The 23,550-nt window shown below is 65.2% G+C and carries 20 protein-coding genes; 6 read left to right on the forward strand and 14 right to left on the reverse strand.

Annotated elements, in window-relative coordinates; translation table 11 throughout:
• Window positions 1–22 precede the first annotated feature (22 nt).
• On the forward strand, window positions 23–292 hold the full coding sequence (locus ACEQZ0_RS07665; protein WP_370190038.1) for a ribbon-helix-helix domain-containing protein: 270 nt from the start codon (window positions 23–25) through the stop codon (window positions 290–292).
• A gap of 9 nt (window positions 293–301) precedes the next feature.
• Here the strand turns inward: ACEQZ0_RS07665 and ACEQZ0_RS07670 are convergent, their stop codons facing one another.
• Together ACEQZ0_RS07670 and murA are read right to left on the reverse strand one after the other, a co-directional pair.
• Entirely contained in the window at window positions 302–523 is a 222-nt protein-coding gene (locus ACEQZ0_RS07670) for a hypothetical protein (RefSeq protein ID WP_370190039.1), read from the reverse strand.
• 65 nt (window positions 524–588) lie between these two features.
• On the reverse strand, window positions 589–1,872 hold the full coding sequence (gene murA, locus ACEQZ0_RS07675; protein ID WP_370190041.1) for a UDP-N-acetylglucosamine 1-carboxyvinyltransferase: 1,284 nt from the start codon (window positions 1,870–1,872) through the stop codon (window positions 589–591).
• A 124-nt stretch (window positions 1,873–1,996) separates the two neighbouring features.
• On the opposite strand from murA, the gene galU reads away from it, so the two are divergent.
• Window positions 1,997–2,884 (forward strand): UTP--glucose-1-phosphate uridylyltransferase GalU, encoded by an 888-nt coding sequence (gene galU, locus ACEQZ0_RS07680; RefSeq protein WP_370190042.1) that lies wholly within the window; start codon window positions 1,997–1,999, stop codon window positions 2,882–2,884.
• A 61-nt stretch (window positions 2,885–2,945) separates the two neighbouring features.
• On the opposite strand, the gene ACEQZ0_RS07685 is transcribed toward galU, so the two are convergent.
• The 8 genes from ACEQZ0_RS07685 to ACEQZ0_RS07720 form a co-directional block, all read right to left on the reverse strand.
• Entirely contained in the window at window positions 2,946–4,673 is a 1,728-nt protein-coding gene (locus ACEQZ0_RS07685) for a flotillin family protein (RefSeq protein ID WP_370190881.1), read from the reverse strand.
• Window positions 4,674–4,752: 79 nt separating this feature from the next.
• Window positions 4,753–5,388, reverse strand: coding sequence for a YqiJ family protein (locus ACEQZ0_RS07690; RefSeq protein WP_370190044.1), 636 nt, complete (start codon window positions 5,386–5,388; stop codon window positions 4,753–4,755).
• A gap of 195 nt (window positions 5,389–5,583) precedes the next feature.
• On the reverse strand, window positions 5,584–6,885 hold the full coding sequence (locus tag ACEQZ0_RS07695; RefSeq protein WP_370190882.1) for a cytochrome P450: 1,302 nt from the start codon (window positions 6,883–6,885) through the stop codon (window positions 5,584–5,586).
• Complete coding sequence (locus ACEQZ0_RS07700; RefSeq protein ID WP_370190046.1) at window positions 6,885–8,432, reverse strand: acyl-CoA synthetase; 1,548 nt, start codon at window positions 8,430–8,432, stop codon at window positions 6,885–6,887. The genes ACEQZ0_RS07695 and ACEQZ0_RS07700 overlap by 1 nt, the downstream gene beginning before the upstream one ends.
• 156 nt (window positions 8,433–8,588) lie before the next feature.
• The gene (locus tag ACEQZ0_RS07705; protein ID WP_370190048.1) at window positions 8,589–9,269 is read right to left on the reverse strand and encodes a M23 family metallopeptidase; all 681 of its coding nucleotides are present in this window, start codon (window positions 9,267–9,269) and stop codon (window positions 8,589–8,591) included.
• 138 nt (window positions 9,270–9,407) lie between these two features.
• Window positions 9,408–10,208: a ferritin-like domain-containing protein gene (locus tag ACEQZ0_RS07710; RefSeq protein ID WP_370190050.1), complete on the reverse strand. Its 801-nt coding sequence runs from the start codon at window positions 10,206–10,208 to the stop codon at window positions 9,408–9,410.
• Window positions 10,205–10,678 (reverse strand): peroxiredoxin, encoded by a 474-nt coding sequence (locus ACEQZ0_RS07715; RefSeq protein WP_370190052.1) that lies wholly within the window; start codon window positions 10,676–10,678, stop codon window positions 10,205–10,207. The genes ACEQZ0_RS07710 and ACEQZ0_RS07715 overlap by 4 nt, the downstream gene beginning before the upstream one ends.
• The gene (locus ACEQZ0_RS07720; protein WP_370190054.1) at window positions 10,675–13,356 is read right to left on the reverse strand and encodes a bifunctional [glutamine synthetase] adenylyltransferase/[glutamine synthetase]-adenylyl-L-tyrosine phosphorylase; all 2,682 of its coding nucleotides are present in this window, start codon (window positions 13,354–13,356) and stop codon (window positions 10,675–10,677) included. The genes ACEQZ0_RS07715 and ACEQZ0_RS07720 overlap by 4 nt, the downstream gene beginning before the upstream one ends.
• 98 nt (window positions 13,357–13,454) lie before the next feature.
• Here ACEQZ0_RS07720 and ACEQZ0_RS07725 point away from each other — a divergent pair, with 98 nt between their 5' ends.
• The 3 genes from ACEQZ0_RS07725 (at window position 13,455) to ACEQZ0_RS07735 (ending at window position 16,466) form a co-directional block, all read left to right on the forward strand.
• Window positions 13,455–15,152: a M28 family metallopeptidase gene (locus tag ACEQZ0_RS07725; RefSeq protein WP_370190055.1), complete on the forward strand. Its 1,698-nt coding sequence runs from the start codon at window positions 13,455–13,457 to the stop codon at window positions 15,150–15,152.
• Window positions 15,153–15,296: 144 nt separating this feature from the next.
• Window positions 15,297–16,277, forward strand: a complete 981-nt coding sequence (locus tag ACEQZ0_RS07730) for an agmatine deiminase family protein (protein WP_370190883.1) — start codon at window positions 15,297–15,299, stop codon at window positions 16,275–16,277.
• Between the two features lie 60 nt (window positions 16,278–16,337).
• Window positions 16,338–16,466, forward strand: coding sequence for a hypothetical protein (locus ACEQZ0_RS07735; RefSeq protein WP_370190056.1), 129 nt, complete (start codon window positions 16,338–16,340; stop codon window positions 16,464–16,466).
• Between the two features lie 4 nt (window positions 16,467–16,470).
• Here the strand turns inward: ACEQZ0_RS07735 and ACEQZ0_RS07740 are convergent, their stop codons facing one another.
• From ACEQZ0_RS07740 to ACEQZ0_RS07755, 4 genes are all read right to left on the reverse strand, one after another.
• Complete coding sequence (locus tag ACEQZ0_RS07740) at window positions 16,471–17,214, reverse strand: TSUP family transporter (RefSeq protein ID WP_370190058.1); 744 nt, start codon at window positions 17,212–17,214, stop codon at window positions 16,471–16,473.
• 15 nt (window positions 17,215–17,229) lie between these two features.
• Window positions 17,230–19,242 carry a threonine--tRNA ligase gene (gene thrS / locus ACEQZ0_RS07745; RefSeq protein ID WP_370190060.1) on the reverse strand — a complete coding sequence of 671 codons (2,013 nt, stop codon included), beginning with the start codon at window positions 19,240–19,242 and terminating at the stop codon, window positions 17,230–17,232.
• 229 nt (window positions 19,243–19,471) lie between these two features.
• Window positions 19,472–21,136, reverse strand: coding sequence for an alkaline phosphatase (locus ACEQZ0_RS07750; protein ID WP_370190062.1), 1,665 nt, complete (start codon window positions 21,134–21,136; stop codon window positions 19,472–19,474).
• A 1,091-nt stretch (window positions 21,137–22,227) separates the two neighbouring features.
• Window positions 22,228–23,196 carry an IS1595 family transposase gene (locus ACEQZ0_RS07755; protein WP_370190064.1) on the reverse strand — a complete coding sequence of 323 codons (969 nt, stop codon included), beginning with the start codon at window positions 23,194–23,196 and terminating at the stop codon, window positions 22,228–22,230.
• A gap of 113 nt (window positions 23,197–23,309) precedes the next feature.
• On the opposite strand from ACEQZ0_RS07755, the gene ACEQZ0_RS07760 reads away from it, so the two are divergent.
• Entirely contained in the window at window positions 23,310–23,492 is a 183-nt protein-coding gene (locus tag ACEQZ0_RS07760; RefSeq protein ID WP_370190066.1) for a hypothetical protein, read from the forward strand.
• The last annotated feature ends 58 nt before the right edge of the window (window positions 23,493–23,550 follow it).

Raw genomic sequence — 23,550 nt, forward strand, 5'->3', positions numbered from 1 at the left:
ACCCATGTAGGGGCGGGCGCCTATGGAAATGCCGCCCTACCACCCGCCGAAAAAATACTCCGTCCGGATCGACGGGCACCGGACCTCGATCAGCCTCGAACCGCTGTTCTGGGAAAAGCTGTGCACTGCCGCCGCGGCGCGCGGGCAATCGATCAATGCGCTGGTCGCCGAAATCGATGCCGAGCGGATCACCGCCGAGACCCCGCCGGGGCTGGCCGGTGCGATTCGCATCTGGCTGGTGTCGCGCGAAAAGAGCGGCTGGATCGCTCCAACCGCTCCCTCGGACATCTAGTCTGTCGCCTCAGTATGTCGCGGGCGGATCGCTCGCCGGGAAACTTTCGTCGCTGGCCTCGTCGGCCTTGGTCCAGCTGCCATCGGGCTTGTCGCGCATGGCTTCGGGCCCGGCATCGCGCACCGAGGCGTCGCCCTGGTTCTTGGCAAACGCCGGTTTAGACCGGTTCTTTTCGAGATAGCGGTAGCCGGCATAGCCGAGGCCACCGAGCGCCAATAGTTTGAGTAGCATGGGCAAACTCCTTTCTTGCCCCTCCAACGCGCATATTCCCGGAAAGGTCCTTGCCCGACGCGCGCCTAGTCGTCGCCGACGCGCTCGATGTCGGCGCCGACCAGTTGCAGCTTCTCTTCCAGCCGCTCGTAGCCGCGATCGAGGTGATAAAGGCGGCGCACCGTGGTCTCGCCTTGCGCCGCAAGGCCCGCAATCACCAGGCTCATCGAGGCGCGCAGGTCGGTCGCCATAACTTCGGCGCCGGTAAGCTCAACCGGCCCGCGCACGATCGCGGTGCGTCCCTCGGTCTCGATATCCGCGCCCATCCGCGCGAGCTCGGGCACATGCATGAAGCGGTTCTCGAAGATGGTTTCCTTGAGCACGCTGGTGCCCTTGGCGCGGGTCAGCAGGCTCATCAGCTGGGCCTGCATGTCGGTGGCGAGGCCGGGATAGGGGGCGGTGGTGAGGTTGTGCGCCCTGAGCGGACCCTTCGCCGCCACGGTGACGCCCTTCTTGTCGCTCTCGACCTCGACGCCGATATTGCGCAGCGCGTGGATGGTCGATCCCATGTCGCCCGCCTCGGCGCCCTCGAGCCGCACCTCGCCGCCGGTAATCGCCGCGGCACAGGCGTAGGATCCGGCCTCGATCCGGTCGGGCATGACGCGATAGGTCGCCCCGTGGAGCCGCGTGACGCCGTGGATCGTGAGTTCCGAAGTGCCGATGCCCTCGATTTCGGCACCCATGGCGACGAGGAGGTTGCACAGATCGACGATCTCGGGTTCGCGCGCGGCATTGATCAGCCGGCTGGTCCCATTGCACAGCACCGCCGCCATCAGCGCATTTTCGGTCGCGCCGACCGAGACCACGGGGAAATCGTATTCGCCGCCCGGCAGGCCGCCATCGGGTGCGGTTGCCTTCACATAGCCGGCGGCGAGCTCGATCTGCGCGCCGAACGCCTCGAGCGCCTTGAGGTGGAGGTCGATCGGCCGGTTGCCGATCGCGCAGCCGCCGGGCAGCGAGACGGTCGCCTCGCCCATGCGCGCGAGCAGCGGGCCGAGCACGAGGATCGAGGCACGCATCTTGCGCACCAGATCGTAGGGCGCGACCGAGCTGGTCAACCGGGTCGCCTCGAGCGTCACCACGCGTCCGAAATCCTCGGGCCGCTGGCCCTGGATCGTATGCGCCACCCCGAACTGGCCCATCAGGTGCTGGAAGCCGTCAATGTCGGCAAGCCGCGGCAGATTGCGCAGTGTCACCGGCTCCTCGGTCAGCAGCGCACAGGGAATTAGGGTGAGCGCGGCATTCTTCGCGCCCGAAATGGGAATCGTCCCCGAAAGGCGGTTGCCGCCACGAATGATGAGCTTGTCCATGGAAGTGTGCTTTACCCACGCCTGCCATGCTGGCAAGCGTCACAGCCGTGTCGCACCCCGCGATCATTGGCAAAATGCCGAATTGTTTCCATGCGCCGACGCGCAGATTTGCACGGGAGCCGCCATGTCCGCACACAAACCGATCAGAAAAGCCGTCTTCCCCGTCGCCGGGCTGGGCACGCGCTTCCTTCCGGCGACCAAGGCGATCCCCAAGGAATTGTTGCCAATCGTCGACCGTCCGCTGATCCAGTATGCGGTAGACGAGGCGCGCGAAGCGGGGATCGAGCAGATCATTTTCGTCACAGGGCGCGGCAAGACCGCCATCGTCGAACATTTCGACGTCGCCTATGAACTCGAGCACACGATGAGCGAGCGCGGCAAGGACCTGCGCGTGCTCGAACCGACCCGCGCGACGCCGGGCGACATCATCACCGTGCGCCAGCAGGTGCCGATGGGGCTCGGCCACGCGATCTGGTGTGCCCGCGCAATCGTCGGCAACGAACCCTTCGCCATTCTCCTGCCCGACGAGCTGATGATCGCGGCGAAGAATGGCGGGACCGGCTGCATGAAGCAGATGGTCGACGCCTATAACGAAGTCGGCGGGAACCTCATCTCGGTGCTCGAAGTGCCGCAGGAGGAAGTTTCGAGCTATGGCGTGATCGCGCCCGGAGAGGTGAAGAGCAATGCGCTGACCGAGGTCACCGGCCTCGTCGAGAAACCGCCGGTCGACAAGGCGCCGAGCAACAAGATCATCTCGGGCCGCTACATCCTCCAGCCCGAGGTCATGCGCGTACTAGAGGACCAGGAGAAAGGTGCCGGCGGCGAAATCCAGCTGACCGATGCGATGGCCAGGATGATCGGCAACCAGCCATTCCACGCGGTCACCTTCGCCGGCCGCCGCTTCGATTGCGGCAGCAAGACCGGCTTCGTCGAGGCAACGCTGGCATTGGCGCTGGAGCGAGAGGATATGGGCGCGGATGTCCGCGCGGCCATGGAACGGCTGCTGGCCTAGGCTGAGGCTCAAACAAGAAGGGGGCGCCGAAGCGCCCCCCTGCCGGTGCGGAAACGCCCGCTTATGCGGCGGGAGCGCTGTCCTTCGCCGGCGGCTCGTCCTTCGAAGCGGTGGCGGATTCGGCTTCACCGACCTGTTCGGCGATGTCTTCGAGGACCTCGGCGAGGCGCGGCGCGGGCGGCGCCTCGGCGGCAGCCGGCCCCTTGACGAGACTGTCGAGCGAGGAACCGTCGAGGCCGAGTTCCTTCATCAGTCCGTCGAGCACCGGGGCCTGCGCGCGATAGGCGAGTGCGGCGCTGACCGCGTCGGTCGCGAGATTGCCCGATCCGCCGGGGCCCGCCGGTACTCCGCCCTTGCCCCCGCCATTGGTGAGCCCGTCGACCTGGACGATCTTGATCGAATCGATCGCCTCCATCGGCTTGGCACTCTCGCGGATGACCTCGGGCAAGACCTTGAGCAGCGCCAGCTTCGTCTGCAGGCTGATCTGGTCCGATGACAGCAGGTTCGCCGCCTCGTTTATGGCCTTCTGTCCCGCCGCCTCGACTTCGAAGCGGACACGTGCGGCTTCGGCGCGCAGCTTTTCGGCTTCGGCTTCGCCTTCGGCCTCGCGGCGTGCGGCTTCGGCGCGATTCGAGGCCGCATCCTTCTCCGCTTCGGCATCGACGCGGATCTTGATCGCGTCGCGCTCGGCCTGCTTCGATGCCTCGATCAGCTCGATGCGCTTCATACGCTCGGCGATCTCGGTTTCGCGGCTGGTCGATACCTGTTCCTCGGCCGCGACTGCCTTGGCGCGGGCCTCGTCGGCTTCGGCCTTGGCCTGGCTTTCCTCGCGGCTCTTGTTCTGGACCGCGATCTGCTGCTCCTGACGCGCGATTTCGAGCGCGCGCTGCTGGTCGATCCGCGCCTCTTCGACGAGACGATCGGCCTCGATCTGCTGCGCATCGACCTGCTTCTTCGCCTCGATTCGGGCGGCATCAGCCTCGCGGCTGCGCTCGGCCTGTTCGCGGGCGATTTCCGACGCCTGCGCGGCGCGGCGAATCTCCACCTCGCGTTCCTGCTGGAGGCGGGCGTATTCCTTGTCACGTCCGATTTCGAAACTGCGCGCATCGGCTTCGAGGTTCTTGGTCTCCATCTGCACGCGCGTGTCCTGCTCGATGTCGTTGCGCAGCTTCTTGCGCGCCTCGATCTGCTCGGTCAGCTTGGTCAAGCCCTCGGCGTCGAAGGCGTTGTTGGCGTTGAAATGCTCGATGCTGGTCTGGTCGAGGCCGGTGAGCGAGACCGATTCAAGCTCGAGCCCGTTCATCGCGAGGTCGTTTGAGGAAACCTGCTGCACCTTCTGGACGAAATCGGCCCGTTGTTCATGCAGCTCGTTCATCGTCATGCCGGCCGCGACCGAACGCAGCGCGTCGACGAACTTGCCTTCGACAAGATCCTTCAGGGCTTCTGGCTGCATCGTGCGCTGGCCCAGTGTCTGCGCGGCCATGGCGATGGCCTCTGCATCGGGCTTCACGCGGACGTAGAATTCGGCCTTCACGTCGATCCGCAGGCGGTCGAGCGTGATCAGCGCCTCGCCGTCGCGCCGAACGACCGAAAGTACCAGCGTGTTCATATTGACCGGCATGGTCTCGTGGAAGATCGGGAAGACCAGCGCGCCGCCGTTCATGACCACCTTCTCGCCGCCCACACCCGTGCGCACGAAAGCGATTTCCTTCGAAGCCCTGCGATAGAGCTTGGTGAGGAAGATGATGATCGCGAAGAATGCGATCGCGGTCCCGATTATGCCGACCATTCCGGCGTCTAGCAGATTGTCCATTTTCTCTCCTTGTTGTGAATTGCGTTGACCGGCGCTGCGCGTGTCTCCCCGAACGTTAGTTCAGGGGGGACAGCTTGCGCTCCGCCAGCGGCACGGCGAAGAAGGTCTGCCCCTCGCGCCGAACCAGTAGAACTTCATCGCCTTCGAGCATCTCGCTCGCATCCTCGTGCGGCTCGACCATGACGTGATGCGCCTGGCCGTGGCGGTCGTAGACCCTGGTGCGCGCAGGCGATCCTTTCGCCGCGCGTCCGGTGGTCACCGTGCCGCGCTTGCCGACGAGGCTGTCGAGCCCGACCGCGCTCGTTTCGTCCTTCGGCATGATCGCGCCGATGGGGCGTGCGAGCATGGCGGTCACGGGGATGCTGGCCCCGCCCGCGATCACCGCGGCGAGCCAGACGTAGAGCGGCGAGCCGGTGAGGTCGCTCGCCAGTGCCTGGATGCTCATTCCGATCGTCGCGAAAGACAGCAGGAAGGCGATCAGCCAGACAAACAGCGGCACCCGGCCGAGGCCGAGCAGCGAGGTGATCGCCCCGCCGATGCCCGTGGCTGTCGGATCGCCGACGGTGGCCTCGGCATCGAAGTCCGCATCGACATCGAAGTCGCCAAGGCCGATCACCTGCAACAGCGCAAGTATCAGCATGACCGCAAGCGCTGCCGCAAATGGCATATTGTGCGGTTCTAATAATGTCATCGCCCCTCCCTTCTTCGTGTTCTTAGGGCGAAAGTGTCCGCTTCCCGACTAGCGCCGAAAAGTTTTCATCAATCGTCTTTTTTCCATGCCCGAGATGTAGCAAATCGGGAGGTGAATCGACAGGAATATGCGACGAACCGAGTTCGATTTTGCCCGCAATTGTGGGGGTTTCGTGCGTTCGGCGTCGGAGACCGCCTAGGCGGCAGTGAAGCGCAGTGGCAGCGTTTTCAGCCCGCCGACGAAGGTCGACTTGCTCCGCGCCGGTTCGCCGGCGAGCTCGACGCTCTCGATCCGGTCGAGCAGGGTCTCGAACAGGATGCGCATTTCCAGCCGCGCGAGATGCAGGCCGAGGCACTGGTGCGCCCCGGCGCCGAAGGCGAGATGGCGGTTGGGGTTGCGAGCAGCGTCAAAGGTGCGCGGATTGTCGAAATGCGCGGGGTCGTGATTGGCCGCGACATAGTTCATCATAAGCCAGTCGCCCTTGGCAATGGCCTGCCCGCCGACCTCGGTATCCTTGGCTGCCGTGCGCATGAAGTGCTGCACAGGGGTGGTCCAGCGGATCGCTTCCTCAACGATGCCGGGCAGGAGCGAGCGGTCGGCCCGCACCCGCGCCCACTGCTCGGGGTCCTGCGCGAGGGCAAGCATGGCCCCTGCCGTGCTGGCGCTGGTCGTGTCGTGCCCGGCCGCGGCGAGGATGATGTAATAGCCCATCATGTCGCGGTCGTTCAGCGGTTCGCCGTCGATCACAGCATTGGCGATGGTGCTGGCGACGTCGTGGGTCGGGTTGGCGCGGCGCTCGGCAGTGAGCTTGGCGAAGTAGGCCTCGAAATCGGCAACCGCGCCGGCAACCAGCTGGGTGATCGCCTCGGGCGGCAAATCCTTCATGCCCGACTGGTTGAGGTCGTCGTCCTGCCCGCCGAACAACTGCTGGGTGAGCATCAGCATGCGCGGTTCGTCTTCTTCCGGAACGCCCATGATCTGCATGACGACGTGCAGCGGATAGGGCGCGCTGACCGCCTTAACGAAATCGGCCTCGTTGCCGGTTTCGAGGAGGCGGTCGACCGCAGCCTTCGCGATCGCGCGGATCTCGTCCTCCACCGTGCGCAGGTTCTTGGGCATGAACCATTCCTGGGTGAGCTTGCGGTACTTCATGTGGGTCGGCCCGTCGAAGGTGACGAGGCTGGCGACGAGATGCTCGCTGCCGCCGGTCATCGCCTTGGCGAACTCGATCCCCTCGGTCAGGCTGAAGACCACCGAATGCGGATTGTTGAGGAAGGTCGCATTGTCCTTCGACATGCGCATCACGTCGTCATAGCGCGTGACCAGCCAGAAGGGCGGGTGGACGGCATCGGCAGCGGGCTCGACCCAGGCGACGGGCATCTCCTCGCGCAGGCGATCGAAGATATCGAGCACGCCGTCCCACTCGGCATAGCTTGCCGGGTCGATCACCGCGCGCACTGTCTCAGGGTCGAGCCGGGGCCGATCCTGCGTGGCCATCATGCCCGCTCCGTCTCTTCTTCGGCCTTCTTCTGGTACTCGTCGCGCAGCTCGCGCTTGTAAAGCTTGCCGTTGGCCTCGCGCGGCAGCTGCGGACGAAAATCGAACAGCTTGGGCATCTTGATCTTGGCGAGGTTGGGGGCGAGAAAATCGCGGAGTTCGGCCTCGAGCGCATCGCCGGAATCGGCCATGTCCATCGGCTGGACCACCGCCACCACCTTCTCGCCAAAGTCGGGACACGGCGCACCGATCACCGCAGCGTCCATCACCTTGTCGTGCGTGACGAGCAGGTTCTCGATCTCCTGCGGGTAGATGTTGACCCCGCCCGAGATGATCATGTGGCTCTTCCGGTCGGTCAGGTAGAGATAGCCGTCCTCGTCGACATGGCCGATGTCGCCCAGCGTCATCCAGCCCTTGGGATGCATCGCCTCGCGCGTCTTTTCGGGGTCGTTGTGGTAGGTCGGGATGTTCTCGTTCTCGAAGAACAGCAGCCCGTCCTGCCCCGCAGGAACCTCTTTGCCTTCGGCATCGCAGACGTGCAGCGTGCCGTGGATCGCCTTGCCCACGCTGCCCGGGTGATCGAGCCAGTCTTGGGCCTTGATCAGCGTCATGCCGATACCTTCCGAGCCGGCGTAATATTCGTTGATGATCGGGCCCCACCATTCGATCATCTCGCGCTTGATCGGCACCGGGCAGGGCGCGGCGGCATGGAGCGCGCGCTGGTGGCTCGACAGGTCGTATCTGGTGCGCAGCTCGGGATCGAGCTTGAGCATGCGCACGAAATGGGTCGGCACCCATTGGCTGTCGGTGACCTTGTACTTCTCGATAGTCGCCAGCGCGTGTTCGGGATCGAATTTCTCCATCACCACGACCGTTCCGCCCAGCCGCTGCGCGGTGGTGCCCCAGCCTAGCGGGGCGGCGTGGTAGAGCGGTGCGGGCGAGAGATAGACCATGCTGCCATCGGCCGGCATGCCGGCGCCCATCACGGCCAGCCCCATGAGCGGATTGACCGCCTGGATGTCCTCATCCTGTGGCGGGGCTGGCTTGACTCCCTTGGGCCGACCGGTCGTACCCGAGGAATAGAGCATGTACTGGCCAGGTGCCTGGTCGGGGATCGGTTCGGAGGGCTGGGCGGCGAGCGCTGCCTCGTAATCCTCTTCCCCCTCGCCGCCGACGATCAGAAGCGCGAGGCCGGGACATTCGGCACGGATTCCATCGAGCACGTCGTCGAAATTGCGCGTGGTGAGCAGGAACTTCGCACCAGCGTCCTTGAGGATATAAGCGATTTCGGGAGCGGTCAGACGAGTCGAGATCGGCACCATCATCGTGCCCGCCCGCTGCGAGCCCCAAACGACCTGCAGATAGTGAGCGTTGTTTTCCATCAGCACGGCAAAGTGGTCGCCGCGCCCCAGGCCCTTCGCACGCAGCAAACGGGCAAAGCGGTTGGCGTAGCGGTCCATTTCGCCGAAGGTCACGGTCTCCCCGCTGCCGGCCATGATGATGGCGGGATGATCGGGGCGCGTCTGGGCATGGGCGATGGGGTGCATAGGCTGGCCTCTCTCCTCTCGGGCGGTCCGTCGTTTCGCGCGGACTCATCCGGTTTCGCAAAGAAACCTACCCAAGCCACCTCCATGGGCAAGAAAAAAGGGCGCCGGGATCGCTCCCGCCGCCCGTTTTCGCCGAACCCGCGGGCCCGTATGGACTTATTCGTCGTCGCCGTCGCCCTGGCCGCCGGCGCCCATCGCAAGGGCAAAGGCGCGCTGGGCCTCCGATTCAACCATATAGGGAACCGGATTGACCGCCTGTCCGTCGATGCGGACTTCGTAATGCAAGTGCGGACCGGTCGAACGGCCGGTGCTGCCGACATAGCCGATGATGTCGCCCTTCTTGACGCGCGTGCCGGCCTCGACCGCGATATCCGACATGTGCGCGAAGCGGGTCTGCAAGCGGGCGCCGTGCTCGATCGAGACGAACTTGCCGTAGCTCGAGAACCATTCGGCCTTGCTGACATAGCCGTCGGCAGTGGCGTAGATCGGAGTGCCGACCGGGGCAGCCAGATCGACGCCCTTGTGACTGCGGCGACCGCCGAGCACGGGATGCGTCCGCATGCCGTAGTCGCTGGTCAGCCGGGTATCGTCGAGCGGCATCCGCGAGGGAACCGAAACCCGCGCAGCCGCCGGGGTCGCGTTGTCGAGCTTGTCCCACTGGGCGAAAAGCTGCTGAAACTGAGCGTCGTCGCCGGCCTGGGCCGGTGCGGCAACCTTGCTCATGTCGATGGCCCCCACTGCGGCGGCGGCATTGGTGTCCTGCGCCTGAGCCGGAGCTGCGGCGATACCGAAACCTGCCATCACGATAAGAGCAAGCGAAGTGCGCTTGGTGAGCATGCAAACCCGTCCATCCGGCGCTTTTGCGCCTGTTCGATCCCTGAGCGATGTCGGCGTCCCGTGCCGTTACCGCTCTTTTGTGTCACTGCCGGAACCCCCCGGCGTCTCGTGAGTTTGGCTTATCGGCGAAAATCTTAATCAGGCAATAGTCGCGTAGTAGTCGCGCGGCAGGCCGCCTGCGAAACGCGCTGAGTCGTTGAACGGACCTTTCAGCCCTCCGGAAAAATACGTGTGGACGAGCTTTTGCCACGATTCCCGTGGGTTTTCTCCACGTCTCGCACAAATCGCATGAAAGTGCTTGGAGCCGGCAGCGACATGGCGGATTTCGTCGTCAAGGATTCGTTCGAGAATCCGCGCCCCGCTCTCGTCGCCCTGCGCGCGGACCCGCTCGAGAGTCGCGGGAGTCACGTCGAGTCCGCGCGCTTCGAGCACCATGGGGACCACCGCCAGTCGCGCGGCGACGTCGTGCGCGGTATCCCGCGCCGCGCTCCATAACCCATCGTGCACCGGCAGCGCGCCGTAATGCGAACCGAGCGATTCGAGCTTGCGGGCGATCAGTGCGAAATGCATCGCCTCGTCGGCGGCGACCGCCAGGAAATCCGTGACGAAGTCATCGCCCATCGCAGCGCCGAAGCGCCCGGCCATGTCGAGGGCGAGGTCGATGGCGACGAATTCGATATGCGCGAGCGCGTGCCACAGCGCGATGCGGTTGCGCGCGGACCCCATTTTGCCGCGCTTGGGCATGCGAGCAGGCGGAAGAAGTACGAGCTCGGCAGGCCAGGCGGGGCGATCGGGCATAGGGCCGTCGACAACGAAATCGAGCCGCCCCAACCGCCAGTCGCGCGCGGCCGCCCGCGCGGCGAAAACCTTGGACTGTGCCTCGCCCGTCAGCAACGCTGCGCGGATTGCCTCGCCGAGGGTGCGACGGCGAGGCGTCATGCCGATCGCGCTGCCGCGAGCACCTCTTCCGCATGCCCCTTGACCCGCACCTTGGGCCAGACGCGCAGGATCTGCCCTTTCTCGTCGAGGAGATAGGTCGAGCGAATCATGCCCATGTAGGTCCGGCCGTAATTCTTCTTCTCGCCCCACACGCCGAGCACGTCCGACAAACCGCCGTCCTGCGCATCGGTAGCGAGATCGACCGAGAGATCGTGCTTGGCGATGAAGTTCTGGTGCTTCTTCGCCGAATCCTTGCTCACGCCGAGCAGGCGAACACCCGCCTTCCCGAATTCCTCCTTGAGCGCCGAGAAATCCTTCGCCTCCGTGGTACAGCCGGGCGTGTTGTCCTTCGGATAGAAGAAGATGACCGCCTTGCCGCCCGCCAGGTCGGCCTTGGTCACCGTGCCCCCATCGGGCGTTTCCATGCTGAAATCGGGAAAGGCATCGCCTTCGCCATAGCTGTCGCTCATACGTCCACCTCCAGGGTTTCGCCGAATATGTCCCGCCACGCTGCCGCCACCTCGCGACGAACCGAGCCGAGCGCCCGCAGCAATTGCGCATAATCCTCGCAACCGCTCTGCCGCGCCAGCAACGCAGCGGCCGCGGCGTCGGGACGGGAAAGCTCGGGCGCGAGCAGCCGCGTACCGATCAGCAGCCGCGTCATCAAGTCGTGCGCCTCGCCGATGGCACGGGGCAGACCGCCCGCCTCGACCAGCGCGGCAATCGCAGCGGCGAGATCGGGGGTCAGCGCGGTTCGATCGCGCAGCTGGAGAAAGTGCACGAGGAATTCGATATCGACGAGCCCGCCGCGCAGCAGCTTGGCATCGAGTGGTCCCTTGGGCGGCTTGTGCGCGGCCATTTCGCCGCGCATCGTAAGCAGATCGGTGCGCAACGCATCGGGATCGCGCCCAATGCACAGGATCGAGTGGACGACGTCGTCGATCTCCTCGCGCGCAGCGTCGCTGCCGGCAATCACGCGCGCCCGGGTGAGTGCCATATGCTCCCACGTCCAGGCATCCTCGCGCTGATAGCGGGCGAAGCTTTCGACGCTCACCGCGAGCGGGCCCTGCGCCCCCTGCGGTCGCAACCGCGTGTCGACATCGTACAGCGCGCCCTGCGCGGTGGGTACGCTTAGCGCCGCTGTCACGCGCTGTGCGAGACGGTTGAAATAGAGCGTCGCGCCGAGCGGGCGTTCGCCGTCCGATTCGCCCTCATGCGTGCCGGTGAAGAGATAGATGAGGTCGAGATCGGAAGCATGTGTCAGCGCTCCGCCGCCGAACCGCCCGAGTCCGAGCACTGCCAGCTCGCTGCCCGCGATCCGGCCGTGCTTGGCAGCGAATTCTTCCTCGGCGGCGGCGAGCGCGACCTGCAGGGCCGCTTCGGCAGTTCGCGATAGCCCGGCGGCAATTGCCAGCGGGTCATGCGCCGACTCGATCAGCTGGACACCGAGCGCGAAACGCGTCTCGCCGGTGACGACGCGCAGGCGATCGAGCCGCATCTCGTAGTCGTCGCCGCGCTCGCGCCGACTCATGCGGTCGGCCAGCTCGGCTACACTGCCGGGAAGATCGAGCGCAGTGCGATCGATCAGCGCGTCGAGCAGGTCGGGGCGCCGCGCGAGCTCGTCGGCCAGTGGCGGTGCGAGCGTGAGGCAGTCGGCAATCAGGGCGAACAGCCCGGGCCGCGCCTCGAGCAAGCGAAACAGGTTGATGGCGCTCGGCAGGCGCGCGATCAGGCTTTCCCAGCGCACCAGCGCCGAGTCGGGATCGGGCGATGCGGCGATAGAGGCGAGCAAGTCGGGACGGATCGCCTCGAAGGCGCCGAGCGCAGCGGGACTGCGCAGCGCCTGATACCGCCCTCCCCGCCAGCCGGCGACGCGTTCGGCCAGCTCGCGCGGGACCGGTGGTGGGTTCTCATCGGCGGAGAGTGTGTGCGGCGCCGTCGCCGGACCCGAGGTGCGGTCGAGATCGAGCAGCGCGTCGAAACGTTCGGCTACCGGTCGTACCAGGTCGCAGACCAGCGCGACCAAGGCCGCGCCATCGTCGAGACCGTGTAGCCGCGCGACATTGTCGAGCGCTTCGCCTGCGGGGAGCGAGTGCGTCTGCTTGTCGGCGACCATCTGTAGCCGGTGCTCGATCGTGCGCAGGCCGTCATAGCTTTCGCCAAGCAGGCGGGCGTCCTCGGCGGCGATCCGTCCAGTGGCCGCCAGCGCGTCGAGCGCAGCACGAGTCCCGCGCGCCCGCAGCGAAGGGTCGCGACCGCCATGGATCAGCTGGTGCGTCTGGGCGAAGAACTCGATCTCGCGGATGCCCCCGCGGCCGAGCTTGAGATTATACCCCGGCTCGGGGCTGGCTGGCCCGCGCTGTTCATCGCGGATCCGATGCGTGAGGCGACGGATCTCGTCGATCGCTCCGAAGTCGAGGCTGCGACGCCAGACGAAGGGGCGGATATGGTCGAGAAAAGCCTCGCCTGCAGCGATGTCTCCGGCACAGGCGCGCGCGCGGATGAAGGCCGCGCGTTCCCACGCCAGCGCCGAGCTCTCGTAATGCGTGATCGCAGCGTCGAGCGGGATCGCCGGCGGACTGACTTCGGCGGCGGGGCGCAGCCGCAGATCGACTCGGAAGACGTAACCCTCGCTGGTCACATCGGAGAGCAGCCGTACCGCCTCGCGGGCATAGCGCTGCGCGGTCTCGCCGGGTTCGTCGCGTTCGCGACGCGGCAGGCTTGCCGGGTCGTAGAGCAGGATCGGATCGATGTCGGAGGAATAGTTCAGCTCACCCGCGCCATGCTTGCCCAGCGCCAGCCCGATCATCCCTGCCGGTTCTGCATCGGGCACGCGCCGGGCGATTGCCGCTGCAAGCGCGGCGTGGAGTGCGCGGTCTGCGAAGGTCGACAGTTCTCGCATGACCCTGTCGAGATCGAAGCCTCCCGCAAGGTCGCCGATCGCCAACACCAGCGCGAGGCCGAGCCGCTCGCGGCGCAGCGCCCCTGCCACGTCCTCGGTATCGACCTGCTTGGCAGCAATGAGCGCCGCCTCGCCATCGCCCGCCGCGAGCAACTCGGCAAGCTCGGGGCGCCTGTCGAGCGCGCGGGCGAGGAAGGGCGCATGCGCGCGGGCTCGGGTGAGCGCAAAGGTCCAGTCGGCAGCCATCCCCCGCTCCCTGCCGCCCCGCCCGCGGGCACGCAAGCTTGCCCTCGCGCGTCCATGCTGACAGAAGCGCGCGCAACAGCTTTGAGAGGACCCCTTCGATGAAACGCTTCCTGCTGGCCGCCACCGCGACGCTGCTGCTGTCCGCCTGCGACATGAGCATGGACAAAGGCGCTGTCACGGCGCTCGACATGCCCGATGTTGCGGATGGCACACTGTCCGAAGAAACGATGAAGCGGGTGACCGAGCGCCTCGCTTCGGACGAGTTCGAGGGGCGCGCGCCGGGAACCGCGGGCGAGGAAAAGACCATCGCCTATCTCATCGAGGAATTCGAGAAAGCCGGGCTCGAGCCGGGCAATAACGGCAGTTGGGTGCAGGACGTTCCGCTGGTCGAAATCACTGGCAAGGACTTCGCCCCGCTGACAATCGCCGGCGGCAAGGGTGATACGATGGAGCTCGCCTATGCGACCGACTGGGTCGGGGTGACCTATCGCGAGGATACCAAGACCGTGCTCGAGGATAGCGAGCTGGTCTTCGTCGGTTACGGCATCAATGCGCCCGAGAAGGGATGGAACGATTACGAAGGGCTCGACATGAAGGGGAAGACCGCGGTCATCCTCGTCAACGATCCCGATTTCGGTGCCGAAACGCTCGAAGGCCCGTTCAACGGCAAGGCAATGACCTACTACGGCCGCTGGACCTACAAATACGAGGAGGCCGGTCGCCAGGGCGCCGCCGGAGCGATCATCATCCACGACACCGCCCCTGCCGCCTATGGCTGGAACGTGGTCGAATCGTCCTGGTCGGGCCCGCAGGCCTACGCCGCGCGCGGCGACAACCCGCCGCCGATGACGCAGGTCAATGGCTGGGTGCAGAAGCCGGTTGCCGAAAGGATATTCAAGGCTGCGGGCAAGGACCTCGGCAAGCTTTCCGCCGCTGCGCGCGAGAAAGGCTTCAAGGCTGTCCCGCTCGGCCTGACCGCCTCGACCAGCTTCACCAACGACATCCGCACTTTCGCCTCGAAGAACGTCATCGGCGTATTGCCGGGCAGCGAGCGGGCGGACGAATATGTCATGCACACCGCGCATTGGGACCACCTCGGTCGCTGCACGCCCGCCCCCGACGGCGACGACATCTGCAATGGCGCGGTGGACAACGCCACCGGCACCGCGGCGTTGGTCGCCCTCGCCGAGGCGCATGCCAAGGCCGGCCCCGCCAAGCGCAGCCTCGTCTTCCTCGCTGTGACGGCAGAGGAATCGGGCCTGCTCGGCGCGGATTATTATGCCGCCAACCCGGTCTTCCCGCTCAACAAAACCGTCGGCGGGATCAACATGGACGCCTTCTTGATGGCAGGCGCTGCCAAGGATGTGACCGTGGTCGGCCCGGGCAAGTCGCAGCTCGACCTGTTCCTCGACAAGGCGCTGATGAACGATGACCGCGTCACCACGCCCAACCCCAATCCCGAGGCCGGTTACTACTATCGCTCGGATCATTTCGCCTTTGCCAAGCGCGGCGTGCCGATGCTTTATCTCGATGGCGGCGAAGATCTCGTCGAAGGCGGCCCCGACGCAGGCGCCGCCGTTGCGGCCGAATATCGCGAGAAGCGTTATCATGGGCCCAAGGACGAATACGACTCCAACTGGGACTGGTCGGGCGTGATGAGCGACCTTGCGCTGTTCTACCGCATCGGCCGCATGCTTGCCGATTCGACGAGCTGGCCCAATTGGAACGAGGGCGATGAGTTCAAGGCCACCCGCGACCAGGACTGCGCTGCCGAAGGCGCTGGCTGCGGCGCTTAGTCTCGCTCCTGCGCAGGCAGGGGCCCAGCCAAGCGTGAGATCCGCCTTCGCGATGCATAATTCGCGGTCTGGCCCAAGATGGAGAGCTTGTCTGGCTTCCTGCCTTCGCGGGAATGACGGAGTATCGTTGTGAGAAAATTCGTGATGCCGCCCGAATGGGCGCCGCAGGACTGGCTGTGGATCGGCTTCCCGCACGACGCCGAGGAATGGCCCGAAGTGCTCCCGCGGGCGCAGGAGCAGATCGCGGCCTTCGCCAATGCGGTGGCCGAAAGCGGACAGGAAGTTCGCCTTCTGGTGCGCGATGCCGCGAATGAGGCGCGCGCACGCCAGCTCGTCTCGGGCGCCGTCACGCTTGAACGACGCGTCTATGGCGACGTCTGGCTCCGCGACACCGGACCCCTGATTCTGAGCGACGGCGAAGGCCAGCGCAGTGCGCGGCGTTTCGGCTTCAACGGCTGGGGCGGAAAATATCCGATGGACGGCGACCAGACCGTGGGCGCCGAGCTCGCCGAGGATGCCGGACTCCCCCTCGAAGTGGCCGACTGGATCCTGGAAGGCGGGGCTATCGACGGCGACGGGACCGGCCTTGTCGCCACCACCGAGCAGTGCCTGCTCAATCCCAACCGCAACCCCCAGCTGTCGCGCGAGGAAATCGAGGAGCGACTGATGCGCAACCTCGGCTTCACCCGCGTCCTGTGGCTCGGCGAGGGTCTGATCAACGATCACACCGACGGCCATGTCGACAATCTCGCGCGCTTCGTTGCGCCCAATACGCTGTGTCTGCCTCGCGCAACGGGCAAGGCTGATCCCAATGCCGCCATCTACGCCGATGCCAAGCGACGCGCCGAGGAGGCGGGGGTGACGGTGAAGGAGATCCCCTCGCCCGGGCGCGTCACCAGCGGCGACCGGATCGAACCCGCGAGCTATGCCAATTTCGCGATTACCAGCCACCTTGTCGTGGTTCCGACGTTCGGCAGCCCGCATGACGCCGACGGGGTTGCGGCGATCGCCGAACTGTTTCCCGACCGCGCCACGATCGGTCTCCCGGGCGATGCGGTGCTGGCAGGCGGCGGCGGGTTCCACTGTGCGAGCCAGCAAATGCCCAGCGCCGGAGGGCGCCCCTAACGACAGCGTCGCGTGGGCGTCCTTAACAATTCGTTAGGTTTTGCAGCGGAGAATGGGAGCATGGCCAAGGCTATCGCTCTCGCTCGCTCGAAAAGCGCCGATCATCGGGTTGCCGAACTGGCGCGCGCGGTGATCGTGACCGGTTGTGCGCTGGCACTGATCCTTGCGGGGCCGGTGCTGCCTTTCTGATTTGCTAGAGCAGGCGCACGAAAGCGACCAGCGCCGCCCCGCCCAAGATTGATCCCACCGCGATGCGCCACAGCCCATCGCCGATCCGGCCCGAGGCGTGGTTGCCGAGCCGATTGCCCAGCAGCACTGCGGGAAACAGCAGCACGGCGAGCGGCGCCAGAGACCCGTCTAGCACGTCCAATGCCGCGCCGCTGACCAAGCCGGTGGTCGCGGCGCAAGTGAAGATGAGCAGCATCGATGCCTTGGCAGTCTCGCGCGGGATGGACCGCCCGACGTAATAGGGCACGACTGGCGGGCCAGGCATGCCGGCGTAGCCGGTCATCAGGCCGCTCAGCACGCCCACGCTCCCGGTTGTCGCCGGATGATGTTCCAGCGCGGCACGCCGTGGCAGCAGGATCGCGCCGAAGGCCGACAAGGCGATGAGGGCGATCGCCAGACGCGCCACGGCGGGGGTCGTCGTGCTCAGCAGATACAGCCCCGCCGGCGTCGTCAGCACGACCAGCGCGATAATGGTCCATGCCGATCGCTCGGCCCCGCGCACCAGCCGCCGGATTTCCGACAGGCCGACGAAGACCGAGAGAAAATTGGTCAGCAGGACGGCATCGACGGGCGACAGCGCCAAGGCGAGGATCGGCACCAGCAGGATCGCCATGCCGAAACCGGTCAGACCGCGCACGAAGGCCGAGACCAGGGCAGCGACCACCGCCGCCGCCAGTTGCCACGGCGCATAGGCCGCGAGCAGTTCCATCGCGCGCGCGCCCTCCTAGCGCAAATCGGGCGGCGTGCCCGCATCCTTGAGCATCGCGATCGCCTCGTCGAGGCCCATCACCTTCTGGTGCTGTTCGCCGAGCGTGCGGACGGCGACAGTGCCTTCCTCGGCCTCGCGCTTGCCGACCACCAGCAGGTACGGAACCTTGGCGAGGCTATGCTCGCGGACCTTGTAGTTGATCTTCTCGTTGCGGAGGTCGCTTTCTACCCGGATGCCCGCCGCTGCAAGCTTCGCCACGGTTTCCTGCGCATAGTCGTCGGCATCCGACACGATGGTCGCGACCACCGCCTGCACCGGCGCCAGCCACACAGGCAGGCGCCCGGCGAAATGCTCGATCAGAATGCCGATGAAGCGTTCGTACGAACCGAAGATCGCGCGATGCAGCATCACCGGGCGATGCTTCTCGCCATCCTCGCCGACATAGCTCGCGTCGAGGCGTTCCGGCAGCACGCGGTCGCCCTGGATCGTGCCCACCTGCCAGGTGCGGCCGATCGCATCGGTCAGGTGCCATTCGAGCTTGGGCGCATAGAAAGCGCCTTCGCCGGGCAGTTCCTCCCAGCCATAATTCTCGTTGTCCATGCCCGCTTCGGCCACGGCGTCGCGCAATTCCTGCTCGGCGCGGTCCCAGTCGGCGTCGGAGCCGAGCCGCTTTTCGGGGCGCAGAGCGAGCTTGATCTCGTATTTGAAGCCGAAGTCCGAATAGACCTCGTCGGCCAGCTTGCAGAAGGCGCGAACCTCTTCGACCACCTGCTTTTCGGTGCAGAAGATATGCGCATCGTCCTGCGTGAACTGGCGCACGCGCATCAGCCCGTGGAGCGCACCATGCGGTTCGTTGCGGTGGCAGCAGCCCATTTCGCCCAGCCGGATCGGCAGGTCGCGATAGGAGGTGATGCCCTGCTTGAAGACCAGCACATGCGCCGGGCAGTTCATCGGCTTGATCGCCATCCAGTCGGCATCGTCGGCGACCTTGGGCGAGGCTGAGGCCGCGCCGCTATCGTCCACTTCGGGCACGATATCGGGCACGGCGAACATGTTCTCGGCATATTTGCCCCAGTGGCCCGACTGCGTCCACTGGCGCACGTCCATCAGCTGCGGCGTCTTGATTTCGCGATAACCGCCGCCGTCCATCTTGCGGCGCATATAGGCTTCGAGCTCGCGCCAGATGCGATAGCCCTTGGGGTGCCAGAAGACGCTGCCATGCGCTTCTTCCTGCAGGTGGAACAGGTCCATCTCGCGACCGAGCTTGCGGTGGTCGCGCTTGGCGGCCTCTTCCAGCCGCGTGAGGTGCGCATTGAGCTGTTTCTTGTTGAGCCAGCCGGTGCCGTAGATGCGCGTCAATTGCGCATTCTTCTGGTCGCCGCGCCAATAGGCGCCGGCGACGCGCATCAGCTTGAAGGCCTGCGGGTCGAGCTTGCCCGTGCTGGCGAGGTGCGGGCCGCGACACATGTCGAGCCAGTCGTCGCCAGACCAGTAGACCGTCAGCTCCTCGTCCTCGGGCAGTTCCCTCGCCCATTCGGCCTTGAAGAGCTCGCCCTCGGCTTCCCATTTGTCGATCAGCTGCTGGCGCGACCAGACCTCGCGGCGCAGCGGCTTGTCGGCTCTGATGATCTCGCGCATCTTTTCCTCGATGGCGGGAAGGTCGTCCATGGAGAAGGGATCGCGGCTTTCGGGCGCCTTCACGTCGTAATAGAAGCCATCGTCGGTCGCCGGGCCGAAGGTGATCTGCGTCCCCGGCCACAGCGCTTGGACCGCTTCGGCGAGCACATGAGCGAAATCGTGACGGGCGAGCTCGAGTGCGTCTTCCTCATCGCGGTTGGTGACCAGTGCCAGCTCGGCATCGCCTTCGAAGGGGCGGTTGATGTCGCGCAGTTCCCCGTCGACGCGCGCGGCAATCGCGGCCTTGGCAAGGCCCGGGCCGATCGCGGCAGCCACATCGGCCGGCGTCGAACCCGCTTCCATTTCGCGCACCGAACCGTCGGGCAGGCTGATCTTGAGAAGTTCCGTCATCGTCTCTTACCGTTGCTTGGCGCGGCCATGGCACATGAGCGCGCGCGCTTGAAGCGGCGTTTGGCGGAATTTCGCGATTTCGGGAGGAAACGCCCACCGCCCGAAACCGGGCGGCAGTGGATCGCCTATGCTGCGACCGACCGCCCCCGGTTGCCCGGAGTGGTGGTAGTCGTGATCGGGGTCCGCAGCGGCGTCATGCGGCGGGGGATAGCGGGGAAGGCGGGAATGCTCAACCCGCCTCGAGCCTGCGACTGCCCGCCAGCGTGGTCATCCGCTGGGTCGCCACCACGCCGGCGCCCTTTTCGCGAACGCTCGAGAGGAAACGGTATGCGCTGCTCGCGCTGCCCGGGGTGAGCTCGACCGCCATATAGCCGCGGCGCGAGGAATCCATCCACTTGAGCTGCGCGTTGTTCCCGACCGTATCGCGCGCGAAGACATCGGCGGGGATTTGCGGGAGATAGCCTTCAATGCCCGGCGAGGTGACCGACTGGCCGCCGAACTCGACGCCGACGGGCGTGCCGGCGTGGTCGAGATCGAAGGCCCAGGCATTGTGGGTGTCGCCCGCGAGACTGATTAGGTTCGCATCGGCTGCCAGCGCCGCTTCGAACACGCGCGCGCGTGCCGCGGGATAGCCGTCCCAGGCATCCATGTTGAACGGTACCCCTTCGGCGCCCGCCATGGCCCCCGCCAGCACGCGCTGGCGGATGTAGTCGGGCGCGTCCTTGGGCAGGGCAGCCGCGAGCGATGGCGATGAGACGAGCCTGCCCATCAGCACCTGCTGGACGAGCACTTGCCAGGTCTTGCCCGCCCCCTTCGACGCCTTGAAACCTTCGGCCAGCCACGCCTGCTGCCTGGCACCGAGCAGTTCGCGTGCGGGATCGGCATAATCGCCCTCGCGGAAGGCCGCCAGCGCCGCCTGCGCCTCCTCGGGCGAGCCGCTGGCGCCGCGGAGGATGTCGCCGAGACTGAACTGCCTGGCGCGCGCGGTCAGCCGCGTTTCGAGACGGTAGAGCGTGGCGAGATCGCCGACTTCATAGGCCGCCCAGGGCTCGTCCGAGACGGGCATCCATTCGCGATAGGCCTTCATCGCTGCGGCCTTGCGCACCGGCCAGGGCCCTTCGCTGTCAGGCTGATGGTTTTCGGCCCCGCCTTCCCACGAATCATTGGCGCTCTCGTGGTCGTCCCACACCGCAATCATCGGAAAGAGCTGGTGCAGGCGCCGCAGGTCGGGATCGCTGCGATAGGCCGCATAGCGCGCGCGGTAATCGGCCAGCGCGACCAGTTCACGCGAGGGCCACACGATGCGGCCGGCCGCGGTCTCGTCGGTCGAGGGGTAAGTGCCCGGCGCATATTCATAGAAATAGTCGCCCAGGTGCAGCGCACAGTCGAAGCTGCCATCCGCCGCAGCGTGAGCATAGGCGTTGAACCAGCCGAAGCCGATGTTCGAGCAGGAGAACACCGCCATGCGGAACTTGTCAGTCGCTCCTGCGGGCAAGGTCTTGGTCCGCCCGACGTCCGAATGCGATCCGTCGGGTGCGGTGAAGCGGTAGTAATACCAGCGCCCCGGTTCGAGGCCCTCGGCCCAGGCCTTGCAGCACCAGTCGCGCTCGGCGTCGGCGGTGACCGAACCGCCCGCCACGGTGCGCGCGAAATCGAGCGATTCGCTGACCTCGAAATCGAGCCGGGTGTCTTGCGCACCGACATATCGCGTCCACAGGAGCGCCCGATTCGCACCTGGTTCGCCGCTGGCAACGCCATGGGTGAAACCGCCGAGCGATCCCTGCGCCGAAAGCGGCGCACCCGCGACGCCAAGACCGAGAAGTCCCCCCTTGAGCAGGCTACGGCGGTCGAGCGCAGGAATGCGGGCAGCGGTGGGCGGTTCGGTTGCGAGCATCGGAATCTCCTCTCTCTGTGATTGCCTGCCTGCGCTGCGTGACGAGGTGGTGACAAGCGAAATCGCCAGATGGAAAGCCCTCGCCTCGCGCCTCTTTGGAAAGCATGCTGGACATTGTATACTTGACAAAGCAGACTGATTCTTTACCCCTACGGTCGCGTGACAGGCCGACAGTCACCCCCCAGATGATTGAGGCGGGGAGGATCGTTTACGAGGAGAACGAAGCTTACCAGTCTTCAGACGTTTTAATGCGGATGATTTATACCGCCATGTGGGAGGCTCGGTCGGGATGAACTCCAAAAGGCGCCCTTTCCCTCCTGCGTCTAGCCAGCTGTTGGGGTAGCGTATAGCTCGCATTCGGGATGAGAGGTTTTCTCTTACTAGGCTGCTCAAGAGGCTCTCAAGCCGTCCGAAGCTAATGAAGAGTTGCCCGCATTGTGTGTAGAACGGCCTCCAGATTCCGAACGCATTATTACCAGGATCATCCATGACAGACACCGATTGCAAAGAGGACGAGGTTCTAAAGCGGATGCTTAGCACGCCGCCGAAGAAGAACGAGAAAACGGGGCGGACCCGAAAACCCGCCCCGCCGAAAGTTAGAGAAGGCAAGGCTGATTAGGGTCAGCCCCGCGCTTCCCGGTGTTGACCTCGGAAACGCGGCCTTGGTTCCAGTTTAGGTCCGCAGCGATATCATGCTGATATTCGCCCGCTGCGATCCTGCGCTTAACCTCGGCGTAAACTTCCGGAGAGTATGGTGCCCTTATCGGGCGTTTTGGTGGTTGCACTTCCATGGATTTAACCTTCTCCATGTGCGACCGGACTTGACGGACACCACGTTTTGTTGGATGCATCCAACTCCACGGGGATTAACCCGCTCCTGCCCCCGGACTAGGAAAAGGCAGGAGTTGCCCCGAGAAGCCCCGGCGCTGCAACGCCGGGGTTTTTGCTTTTCAGGACAATCAACTGCGCAGGATTCCGAGACTCGGGCTTGGAGTCGAGTCTCGCTTTGTTCTAATCGACAGAAAGTTGGGGATTATCCCCCGCCGGTCCAACGCTTGCGGCGCTCGCCAATGTGGCGAGGCAGTTTCAGCTTAGGCGGTTGCGAGGCCGTTAGTCCGCCGATAGGTAAGGCGCTTGCCGCTGATGCCCTTGAGGGCAATGTCGGCGCGCTCCGCGTCATTGATGCCAAGGCCGACACGGTTGGAATAGCGGAAGTCGAACTCGGCAAGGTAGCGCGCAAGGTGCTGCTGGCCGCAATGCTGGTAAATCCCGCGCATACCGCGCTTGAAGATACCGAAGAAGCCTTCGACGGTATTGGTATGGGCGGTGCGGTCATGCTCGCTAACCCACTCGTCGCGGGCATGGGCGACATGGACATGCGCAGCAAAGTCGCGGCCCGGGCGCTTGTAAGCCTGATGCTCGTCGGTAAGCAGTCGGCTGCGGCGATCCACGCGGGTGAAGAGGTAAGCGCCGAGCGTGTTGGCATTGAAGGTGCCATTGAAGACAATCGAGGTGGCGCGACCCGTCGCGCGATCCACGAGCGAGACAATGCGGTTCCTGCGGAGCATACCGAGGCGGTTGTTCTCTTCGCCGGGGCGCTTGCCGTAGTAGGTTTCATCGGCCTCCACATCGGAGCCTGGGCCGCCCACGGGGCCGTTATCGCTAGGCTTCATCGCCTCGCGGATACGGTGGGCCATGAACCATGCGGTCTTGTAGGTCACGCCGATCATGCGGTGGAGCTGGTGGGCGCTAATGCCCTTCTTGCTCGACACGATCAGATGCGTGGCAAGTAGCCATTTGTGCAGAGGGACCTTGGAGGATTCGAATACGGTCCCGACCGTAACCGTGAATTGCTTACGGCAGCGGTTGCACTGGACCACACCCTTGCGGAGCGCGCCTTCGGGATGCGCCTTGGTCTTGCGGCCACGCTGAGGGGGAAGCCGCTTGGTATTGCCCGACTCGCAATGGGGGCAGACCGGGCCATCGGGCCAATGAAGGGCCTCAAGATGCTCGCGGGCTGCGTCTTCGTTCTGGAAGCGAGGGGCGTAGATGTTTTCCATAAGGACACCCTACACTTAGGCGTAGCTTTGTCAAGTATATAATGTCCAGCATGCTTGACACGACAACCCCTTCTATGTAAATTGTGCTTTACACATAGCTTAGGAACCTTGTCATGAGCCGCAAAATTCGCAATCTCGCCTGGGCCGCCGCGATCCTCTCGGTGGCACTGCTCAACATTTTCGACATCCTGCCCGACTGGACGACCTACGTCGCGATTTTAACGCTGCCGCTCCTCGCCACACTCGACGCGCGCAAGGGCAAGTCGGAGTGCGGCATGTGCACACTGATGCGGTAATCGCGCCATCGCACGGGCCGCACTTTCGCCTACCAACATTCCCTCGAGGACCCATACT

Source organism: Qipengyuania sp. (assembly GCF_964227205.1).
In the GTDB taxonomy this organism is placed as follows: Bacteria; Pseudomonadota; Alphaproteobacteria; order Sphingomonadales; family Sphingomonadaceae; genus Qipengyuania.